Genomic DNA, 11,588 nt, shown 5'->3' on the forward strand with positions numbered 1-11,588 from the left:
AAGGAGATAGAGAGATGCGATTAATCGCGTCTGTACTGAGTGGCTGTGGTGAATCTGTTTGCGATCATTCTCAGTGGTAAATGCGATCCATTCCCCATCTCGCTTTTCGTATCGAAACATTAAGGAATATTGCATTTCAGTAGAAACCTGAAGGCAAAGCGTCAAATCACCCGAAAGACCGTGGTAGTATGCTCTGGGTAAATGTGAAGATTTGGGAGAAAGACCTTTGACACTACGGGTTGCTGTTATTGGGTCAGGCCCTGCTGGTTCATCTGCCGCAGAAACACTGGCAGCCTCTGGGATTGAAACCTACTTGTTTGAGCGGAAGCTGGACAATGCAAAGCCTTGTGGGGGTGCAATTCCCCTATGTATGGTGAGTGAATTTGACTTACCACCAGAGATTATTGATCGCCGGGTACGGAAGATGAAAATGATTTCGCCTTCTAATCGGGAAGTTGATATTAATCTGGTAAATGAAGATGAATATATAGGAATGTGCCGCCGGGAAGTGCTGGATGGCTTTTTGCGCGATCGCGCGGCAAAAGTCGGCGCAAATTTAATTAATGCCACTGTTCATAAACTCGATATACCAGGAAACAATACCGACCCTTATACGATCCATTACATTGACCATACAGATGGGATATCACAGGGGATTGCCAAAACCCTGAAAGTGGATGTAATTATTGGGGCAGATGGGGCGAATTCTCGCGTTGCTAAAGAAATGGACGCTGGGGATTACAATTATGCGATCGCTTTCCAAGAGCGAATTCGCTTACCCGAAGACAAAATGGCCTACTATAACGACCTCGCCGAAATGTATGTCGGTGATGACGTTTCTACCGATTTCTACGCTTGGGTTTTCCCCAAACATGACCACGTAGCTGTCGGTACGGGTACAATGCACGTCAACAAAGCCAGCATCAAACAGTTACAAGCTGGTATTCGCGCTCGTGCTTCCGAGAAGCTAGCAGGCGGTAAAATCATCAAAATAGAAGCCCACCCCATTCCTGAGCATCCCCGTCCCCGTCGTGTTGTCGGTCGTATCGCTTTGGTGGGAGATGCTGCTGGTTATGTTACCAAGTCCTCTGGTGAAGGTATTTATTTTGCCGCTAAATCTGGGCGGATGTGTGCTGAAACCATTGTCGAAACATCTAACAGTGGTAGCCGGATTCCTACAGAAAATGACCTCAAGGTTTATCTGAAGCGTTGGGATAAAAGATATGGACTCACTTACAAGGTGTTGGACATTCTGCAAACCGTTTTCTATCGTTCCAACGCCACCCGCGAGGCGTTTGTGGAAATGTGCGATGATCTCGATGTACAACGGCTAACATTCGATAGCTATTTGTATAAAACAGTTGTCCCAGCTAATCCCATCACCCAATTAAAAATTACTGCCAAAACCATTGGTAGCCTAATTCGGGGTAATGCACTTGCACCTTAATTGAGTGCGGAATACTGCGGCTACACGCGCTCTGGGGCAATTCATAAATTGCCCCTACCTAAAAATAAGGGTTTTAGCTATTGTTTGCGTAAGTCCTGATTCATAACAGAACACGAGAAAACTGAGATAACGCATCAGTTGCTAGAGGAGTGATTGGTCGATAATCTTGACTCACAAGAAAATCTGGTCGGGGATTTTCAACTGGTAAAGGAATATTTTCAATACTGTTATAAGTAATAATCACAGTAGATCGCCCAAATGGTGAGATATTATTTGATGAAGCATGTACAATGTTGCTATCAAAAAATAGTACCGAACCCGCCATTGCTTTTATCAAATAAATTCCATACTTCGATACTAAATCAGTAACCAATTCTGGGCTTAGAGAATACTTCAAATTAGCACTAAAACTCGATATCCATGCATCGCTGTCACTAGAAATATTAGAATTTGTGGTTGCCACTTTAGGATGATCAGTCGTCACGTCAATCATCTCTTCTCTATGGGAACCAGGGATAACAAATAGCGGACCATTGAATTCGCTCATATCATCTAACAGACACATGGCATTAACTACTTGTGGTCTTGGCATTCCATCCTCCTTACGCCAATAGATATAGTCTTGATGCCATTTCCAAATATCACCAGTAAACGCTGCCTTAAGATTGACTTTGAATTGATATATATATACTTGGCTGCCAACTATTTGCATAGCAGGCTCAACAATTAAGGGATGTCTTGCTAGGGAATTGAAAACATCATTTGTAGTATGTGAACCGTGAAGTGAACGTACAGTCTTATTATCTTTTTCAAGAATCTTTTTTGGTGACTTGTCTGTAGATAAAGCAGATAATTCTGCTTTCATAATTTCGACTTCAGCGCGTGAGAAACATTCTGATAATAAAATAAGTCCTTGATTTTTATAGACTAATAATTGTTCTTCTGTTAGGTACATATTACAACCTTGTATCTATGAATAATTAAAATTTAACTCTTTTAAAGTTTAGAGACATTGCCAGGAACACTTAAATGATTTTAATCATTTTTGATAGGGTAAATTACTCAAAACCCTTCAAAGGTTTCATAAGTGTTTTAAATACCAATGAGTTTTACCTAGCTAAATTCCTTAACAAATATGTCTACTTTACAAAATCTATATTTAAAAATCCGCTATTTTGGAAATAAGCTAAATATTTACTGATTAATTCAGTATCCATTGATGGACTGTAGATGGAAGTATCAGCAATTGCCTCAAGTGTATTGCGACAGTCTAAATCAGGAGTGTTTTGATATAGTTGCCATCCAGTCAGCCCTTGATGGACTTTTTCAGTTAACATGGGTATGAGAGGAAATAAAGGATTTTCCTGAGAGTATCGAGCTTGATTGATTAAATCATTTGTCCATTGTTCATAAGGCACTTTTTTCAGTTGGTATCCACAAGTTGATATCAGGTCAAATAATCTAGTTAAATCAATATTTTGCGATGCTAAAGGAACTAAATGAAAAGCCTTTCCTAAAGATTCTTTTCTTCTAGATATTTGAACAATCGCTTTACTGGCATAATCAACAGTAATTAAATCTTGTTTTTGATTAACTAAATCTGGAAAACTACCTAATTGAATACAACCTTTAATCAATCTAGATATGTAGTCATCTGTATTAGTTACGCCAGTCTGGGGATGACCCATTAAAAATCCCGATCTAATAACTGTTACAGGGATACCTCTAGATTTAGCAATCCAAATAAGTTTTTCGGCTACCCATTTACTTTGGGTATAACCAATATCCTCATAAAGATAAGTTTCACTATTATCAATATCATCGTCCTCATAAAGGGTATTCACTCTAGTTAAACAGGCTATTGTGCCAAAAATGGCAATTGTTGAGATATAGTGTATTGGCTTAAGTTGATGGTGACACGCTAATCTGAGAACTTCTTGAGTACCAAGAACATTTGCTGCCTTAATTACAGAATATGGTTTAGCAAAGTTGACTTGAGCACCACTATGATAAATCACATCAATCTGCTCTGCTAGCTTCTCAAATTGCTCTAGAGAAACTCCCAGACGGGGTAAACCTAAATCTCCTGGTATGGGGATGATTCTGGAACTTTGGCTTGCGTCCCAGATTAAATATTTTTCTAAGGTTTCCTGTAGCCTTTTGAAACCTTCGCTTTCGTTATTAGCACGCACAAGGCAATATATTTTCGCCTGAGTTTGCTGTAGCAACTCATGGATTAAGAAAGCACCTAAAAAGCCTGTTGCTCCTGTTAAGAAAATATGCTGCGGCTGACTGATATCCTGAGTCAGCACTCCTTGAGGATAGATGCTTGGATCGAGTACAGCTTCAGCTTTGAGATTAACAATAGTATTGAGACTAGCAATTCCTTCTTGACGTACTTTCTCAACGGTTTGGCTGAGTCCTTCTATAGTCTGCTGCTCAAAAATACATCTTACGGGCAGTTCTACTTGGAAAGTTTCTCGTACAGACATCATTAACTGCGCTGCTAGCAGAGAATTACCGCCAAGCTCAAAGAAATTATCCCGAATGCCCAGATGATCAATACCGAGTATCTTAGCCCAGATATCGAGCATTTGTTCCTCAGTAGGAGTACGAGGTGCAATCAATGCTACTTTCAGGATCGATCTGGACTGATTGGGAGCAGGTAGCGCCCGACGGTCTAATTTGCCATTGGGTGTCAGTGGTAATTTCTCTAGGCACTCAAAAGCTGTAGGTATCATATATTCTGGTAGCTTTTGTTCGAGAAAGTGGCGGAGTTCTAAAGCCAGCTTGCGAGTAAACTTACTCTGTAACGGCTGATTGGCATAGTAATTCCAAGGCTTAGTGTGAACTGGATCTTGAGAAGCGATCGCCTCTGATACATCTACTCTTCCCCTTTGGCGATGTCTAAAAACTACCTCATAACAGTCAGCCACACTAGATTCTGACCAAATGATATCGATCAAATAAGGTAAATTCTGGCTCAAATTCCACAGTTCTTCAGGATCAATCCCAGTCTGGGGAAGTTGCTCTAGATGCGATCGCATCTCACCTACTGTCTTAGGCCCATCTGGGTTGTTCAGCAATTCTACAGTCAAGACTTCCTTAATTATCCTGGCATTAGGTACGTTTCTAATTAAGAGAATTTCTGGCTGAGTTGCTAATAGCAGATGACGAACAGATGACAGCGTTAGCTTTTGTTTTTGCCAATCTAGCCAAGGAATATTTACAGTATTATCTGTATTAGTTCCTATATGCAGAATCACATCATAGCGAAACTTTGTGAGTTCATTGTGATACTGACCGCGCTTGATCTGAATTTGAACGTGGCTAATCTTGGGGAAGTGCTGACGCAATGCTGTGAAAAACTCCGGATGAATTACCAGCTCTTCCTCTTGGTTGAGGCGTTGTCGAACGCGCTCTTGTAACTGCACTGTGGAAAGTGAGGATGATGCTTGATACAGTGCTACGGAAGCGTGGTAAGCCTCTAACAAGGGTAAGCTACGCACATCTCCGACAAAGATAAAACCACCAGGCTTCACAGCATTAATAGCTCCTGCCAAAACTTGCACCAGATAGTCAATGCTGGGAAAATACTGAACTACCGAGTTGATAATTACTGTATTAAAGGCATCTGTCTCAATGTTCTCAAAATTATCAGCAGGTCTTTGTAACAAAGTCAGTTGTGGCCAATCTTGACCCGATATTTCTAACTGTTGGATTTGTCGCAGAGCTTCAGGCGCAAAGTCAGTACCCCAATACTTACTGCAATGGGAAATAATTTTGCATAGCAACAGACCTGTACCACAACCAATTTCTAGTACTTGGCTGGGTTGCAGAGAAAGAATGCGTTCAACAGTTTGGTCTACCCACTCACGCATCTCCTTTGCAGGGATGGGCATACCTGTATAACTACTATTCCAACCAATAGTATTGAATACTCGGTTTTGTTCCTCAGTAGTTTGCTTGTAGGTTTGATCGTAGAGTGTTTGCCACTGATAAAGGTGTTCGGTTTGCCAATCCGCTAATAACTCTTGGGCATTCTCATCTTGTTGATTTTGTACCACATAAGCTACTAAACGCTGTTGTCCGGGTACATCTTCCCGATCTATGACAACACCTGTTTTGACTAACGGATGTTGCATCAACACTGCTTCAATCTCTCCTAACTCAATCCGAAAGCCGCGGATCTTCACTTGGTGATCGATACGACTGAGATACTCGATATTGCCATCTGGGAGATAGCGAACTAAGTCCCCTGTTTTATAAAGGCGCTGTTGGGAGGAATGAGTGATGGAATATTCTTCTGCCTTCATAAAAGGGTTGGGAATGAACCGAGCATCTGTAAGAGCAGGGCGATTGAGATAACCGCGTGCTAAACCAGCACCACCAATGTAGAGTTCTCCTGGCATACCTACAGACACAGGTTGTAACTGAGAGTCGAGTATATAGAACTGAGTATTGGCTATAGGCCGACCAATCAGAACTTGTCCGTCCTCAGATACAACTTTATATGTTGCTGACCAGATGGTAGTTTCAGTGGGGCCATAAACGTTCCATAAAATACCACAGCTCTGTTGCAACTGTTTAGCTAATTTTCTCGGCAAAGCTTCCCCACCACACAGTATTTTCAGATGTTTGCTACCCTGCCAACCTGCTTCTAGAAGCAGTTGCCAAGTGACAGGTGTAGCTTGCATAACGGTAACAGCATTGGTTAACTTTGCGATTAACTCTGTACCGTCCATAGTCTCTTCCCGACTGATCATAACGACACGGGCACCGAGAGTAATGGGTAGAAAAATTTCTAATACTGCAATGTCAAAAGATAAAGTAGTGACGGAAAGAAGTATGTCTTGCTCTGTCAGTTCCAAGTGCTGACCCATGAAGTGGAGGAAATTAACTACAGAGCAGTGCATAATTTGTACACCTTTTGGTGTGCCAGTGGAACCTGAGGTGTAGATTACATAAGCTAAGTTATCAGGATTAATACTAATATCAAGGTTATATTGGTTTTGTGTAGCAATATCCTGCCAGTCTCTATCCAAACAAACAATATGCGCTTGATGTTTAGGCAGTTGTGCCAACAAATGTTGTTGGGTTAGTAGCACTGATAGCTGAGAGTCTGTCAGCATTAAAGATAAACGCTGCTGTGGATAGGCTGGATCTAGAGGTATATAAGCCCCACCAGCTTTGAGAATTGCTAATATAGCTACAATCATTTCTAGCGATCGCTCTACACAAATCCCTACCAACACATCTGGCCTGACACCTAAAGTTTGTAAATGACGGGCTAATTGATTGGCTCTGGCATTCAAGTCATGATAAGTTATTTGCTGTTCTGCAAAAATTGCTGCTACAGAATCAGGCGATCGCTGTACTTGGGCTTCAAATAGTTGGTGAATGCAACTTTGTTCAGGGTAATCTGCTTGAGTTTGATTCCATCCCACTAATAATTGTTGGCGCTCAGTAGTTGTTAAAAGGGGTAAATCTGCAACTTTCTGGTCGGGATTAGCAACGATACCTGCAACTAAAGTCTGAAAATTTTCCCCGATGCGAGAGATGGTAGCAGCGTCAAATAAATCGGTGCTGTACTCAAACCAACCACTAATCCCATCTGGCGTTTCAAATAGTTCTAGGAACAGATCGAACTTGGCTGCGCCATTGTGTTCTAAGCGATGGTTAATAGTCAAACCCGAAAGTTCCAGAGCTTGTATGGGTACATTTTGCAGAGCAAAGCCGATTTGGAAGAGGGGATGGCGGCTCAAATCTCGTTCTGGTTCTAGTTCCTCTACCAGTTTCTCAAAGGGTAAGTCTTGATGGGAGTATGCTTCTAAGGTTACTTCTCGCACTTGCTTAAGCAACTGGCGGAAAGTTGGAGAGTCAGAAAAATCACTACGTAGTACTAAGGTGTTAACAAAAAATCCAATTAAACTCTCAATTTCCTGATAGTGGCGGTTGGCAATTACCGAACCTACTTGGATATCTGCGCTACTTGTATAACGGAATAGCAATGTTTGGAACGCTGCTAAGAGCGTCATAAATAAAGTAACTCCCTCCTGCTGACTGAATTGGGTTAGTTTCTCGGTGAGAGATTTGGAAAGTGCTAAAGGTTGACGCGTCCCGCGATAAGTTTGGATTGGTGGTCGGGGGCGATCGCTTGGTAACTGTAAAATGGGTAAATCTGCTAACTGCTGCTTCCAATAGTCTAGTTGCTCTGATAATACTTTTCCTTGCAACCATTGTCGTTGCCAAAGGGCAAAGTCTGCATACTGAATCGGCAACTCAGTTAGAGGAGAAGGTTGACCGTTGACGAAAGCTTGATATAGCAGTCTCAGTTCTCGGAAAAATGTAGCGACAGACCAACCATCAAAAACAATATGGTGAATATTCAAAAGCAGTACATATTCTTCTGCGCCTAACTGCAACAGGGTGGTTCGTACTAGCGGCCCGTGATTGAGGTTAAAAGACCGTTGGCACTCCTCAATCGTTAATCGCTGGATTTCTGTATCTTTTTGCGAGTCAGACAGGGATCTCAAATCTATTCGATGCAAAGTTACAGTTAGAGTAGGAGCAATAATTTGTACTGGCTGCCCATCTAAGAAAGCAAAAGTGGTGCGTAAAACCTCATGGCGGCGAATAATTTCGTTGATACTCTCTTCTAAGGCACTTAGATTTACTTGACCAACAAGGTGAAAACTCTGCGGTAAGTTGTATAAGGGATTGTCAGGTAAGAACTGTTCCAGAAACCATAATCGCTGCTGGGCAAAAGAAAGAGGCAAGTTTTGGTTGCGCGTTGCAGGTACAATTCCTTGAGTCTGCAATTCTAGATTTTGCTGGAGTTGTGCCTCAATAATTTCTGCCAAGCTAGCAACAGTAGGTGCATCGAATAAACACCGCAATGGTAAATCTAATTGATAGGTATCTCGAACACGAGAGATTATCTGAGTCGCTAGCAGTGAGTGTCCCCCAATCTCAAAAAAGTTATCGTGGACGCTGATCTGCTCCAATCGCAAAACTTCCACCCAAATTTTTGCTAGTACTTTCTCAACGGTAGTACGAGGAGAGACAAAATCTTGCTCCAGATTCCGTCTAGTGCGATCGGGTGCTGGTAAGGAACGACGATCTACTTTCCCGTTAGCAGTTAGTGGCAATGCATTTAACATCACAAAGCTGGAAGGCATCATATAATCTGGCAGTTTCTCCTTGAGAAATTTACGGAGATTGCCACTCACTGTGCGCTGCAAAATCTTCCATAGATGTTGGGTTTCCCTGTTGTCATCAGTTTCCACTCGACAAATACTTGCATCAGGTACTTGCTCTGGAATCAAGTTGGAAACAATATAACCGACTAGGTGCTTGTTCCCAGGCACATCCTCACGCGCCATGACTGCGGCTTCAAGAACATCAGGATGCTGTAATAGCATTGCTTCGATTTCCCCCAACTCAATGCGGAAGCCGCGAATCTTCACCTGCTGGTCTATCCGACCCAGGTATTCAATATTGCCATCTGGTAAGTAGCAAGCTAAGTCACCTGTTTTATACAAGCGATGCGATTTTGCATAAGGATTGGGAATAAAGCGTTGGGCAGTAAGATCGGGTCGATTGAAGTAACCCCTAGCTAAACTATCGCCACCAATGTAAAGCTCTCCCGGAACACCGATGGGAACTGGCTTTAACTCTCCATCAAGTATGTAGATTTGGGTGTTAGCGATGGGACGACCTATAGAGGGATAAGTTGGCCAGGAATCAGGATTCTGATCTAATGTCAAAGCCGTTACTACATGGGTTTCTGATGGCCCATAGTGATTATGAAATGAGCAGTGTGGTAGTGATTTAAATAATTTGACAATGGCTGGGGTGATTTGTAGTTGCTCACCGGTGGTAGTAACTTCTTTTAAGCTAGTAAATAATTCCAACTGAGATACAGCCATTTCTGCCATTTGTTGTAGTACGACAACGGGCAGGATAACTTTTTCAATCTCTTGACTCTGAATAAAGCCAGCTAAAGCTGTAGTGTCCCGACGCAAGTTTTCTGAGATGAGAAACAAAGTTCCTCCTGAAGACCAAGTAGCAAACATCTCATGAAAGCTGGCATCAAAGCTCAAAGAGGCAAATTGCAGGGTACGTACACCTGTTAATAGTGAGTTTAAGTGCCATTGCAGTAAATTTACTAAAGGACGGTGAGCTAAACAGATGCCTTTCGGTGTGCCTGTAGAACCAGAGGTGTAGATGATATAGGCTAAATTCTCTGGTGTGACTTCACTAGAGGGATTTTCTTGACTATATTCGCCTATGTTGTCCCAGTCGCTATCTAAACAGATAATCTGCGCTTTGGTTTCAGGAAGCTGTGCTAATAGTTTTTGTTGAGTGAGTAATATTGATACCTGAGTATCCTCAAGCATAAAGGCTAGACGTTCCTTGGGATAGGCTGAATCCATTGGTACATAAGCCCCACCAGCTTTGAGAACTGCCAAAACTGCGATCGCCATTTCTAGCGTTCTCTCTACACAGATTCCTATGGGCATATCTGGTTTCACACCTAGCGAACGCAGATAATGTGCTAACTGGTTCGCGTGCTGATTGAGCTTATCGTAAGTGAGTGAAGACTGTTGGTGGTTCTGTCCTTCTTTAAAGATGAGAGCTAAGGTATGTGGCGATCGCTCCACCTGCGCTTCAAATAGCTGATGAACGCATTTATCTAAGGCGTAATCTCTGCTAGTATCATTCCAAGTTTCTACTAATTCTTTCTGCTCACTTTCTAGCAATATATTCACTTGATGAAAATACTCACATCCTTGACTAACTTGATTGGCTATAAAGAGCAATCTTTCTAAAGTTTCGACATACACAAAACAAGTTTCATTATAAAATATTTCTATCTCTATAGTATGCTTAAACTCGTTTACTATAAGATGAACTTCATTATCAGCAAAAGAATTATAAACAGTTAATCTAGGATTTTCTTCAGCAACAGGTAGATTAATAACTTTGAATTTATAAAAATTGTAGAAGAATTTTAATTGTTCATTTGTCAAATATTTTTTTTGCTCAAATACAGAAATATTTTGATAATGGCTGAGATTTTTCCGATAATCATTTATATATGAAAGATAATTAAAAACCTTTGAATTATTTCCCAGAAGATTTTGATTAACAATAACGGGAACTACTTGATAAAGACAACCTAAAACATTAAGTGTTTGTTTATCTCTTTTCCCGATAATATCGTAAAATACAAAATCTCCTGGTGCTTGTAAATACTTACTCAAGTAAATACCATACACAGCCCTAAAAAAAGCTGGGATATTACATTTATTTAATTGGCAATATTTTCTAATCTGCTCTAGCTCATTTCCAGCAATTTGTACTTTTCTCGATTGGGCTTTGTTTTCTTTTTTGGGTTTTATATAAGATGTGACAGGAATAATATTGCTTAAAGATTCCTGCCAATACTGCTGATTTTCTTGAGTATCAAATTCAAGTAGATGCTCTTCAATACAATCATAAAAAGAACCAAATTTAAATTTTTGAGGAATATTACCTGCTTTTAAATCCAAATAAACTTTCCCAACTTTTTCAAAGAAAATTTTGACAGAATATCCATCAAAAAATATATGAGGCGCACCTAAAATAGCAGTATAATTACCCTGCTGCTCTTCGAATAAAATATTTTTAAATAAATAGTTTTTGTTAAATTCAAGCTTTACTTTAATTTTTTTCTGTATGATATCTTCTACACTCTTAAAATCAGGATTATTAGTATTCATTTCGATGAATTCAAAATGAATATCAGCACTTTTATCTACAAATTGAAAAGCTTCACCTTGATAAAAAATAAACTTTGTTTTAATTGTATCATCTGCTTGACATACTATTTTTACTGCCTGTTCCCAAATAAATCTATCTAAAGTTTTTGGTAACTTTACCGATGCTCCTAAACTGAAAAAAGTACTATCTGGATGGAGCATATTATCCAGATACAAATCCCTTTGTGTAGTTGTTAATCGGGATATTTTTCCGATATTTGAAGGTTCATAAGGCTTATCTATTATATTTCCTGTTACCAAAGCCATCAAGACTTCGGAAATTGAAATAGGAGCAATATCTGTACCTTGAGAATTGTTAATCATAAAGATTCTTT

The 11,588-nt window shown here is 40.4% G+C and carries 3 protein-coding genes; 1 reads left to right on the plus strand and 2 read right to left on the minus strand.

Annotated elements, in window-relative coordinates; translation table 11 throughout:
• Positions 1-226 precede the first annotated feature (226 nt).
• Positions 227-1,447: a geranylgeranyl reductase gene (gene chlP, locus V7K50_RS11745; protein WP_334960171.1), complete on the plus strand. Its 1,221-nt coding sequence runs from the start codon at positions 227-229 to the stop codon at positions 1,445-1,447.
• A gap of 100 nt (positions 1,448-1,547) precedes the next feature.
• Here chlP and V7K50_RS11750 read toward each other — a convergent pair whose 3' ends face one another.
• On the minus strand, positions 1,548-2,402 hold the full coding sequence (locus V7K50_RS11750; protein WP_334960173.1) for a phytanoyl-CoA dioxygenase family protein: 855 nt from the start codon (positions 2,400-2,402) through the stop codon (positions 1,548-1,550).
• Positions 2,403-2,586: 184 nt separating this feature from the next.
• Positions 2,587-11,577, minus strand: a complete 8,991-nt coding sequence (locus V7K50_RS11755) for an amino acid adenylation domain-containing protein (protein ID WP_334960175.1) — start codon at positions 11,575-11,577, stop codon at positions 2,587-2,589.
• Between the last annotated feature and the right edge of the window lie 11 nt (positions 11,578-11,588).

Source organism: Nostoc sp. (assembly GCF_036917135.1).
Lineage (GTDB): Bacteria > Cyanobacteriota > Cyanobacteriia > Cyanobacteriales > Nostocaceae > Nostoc.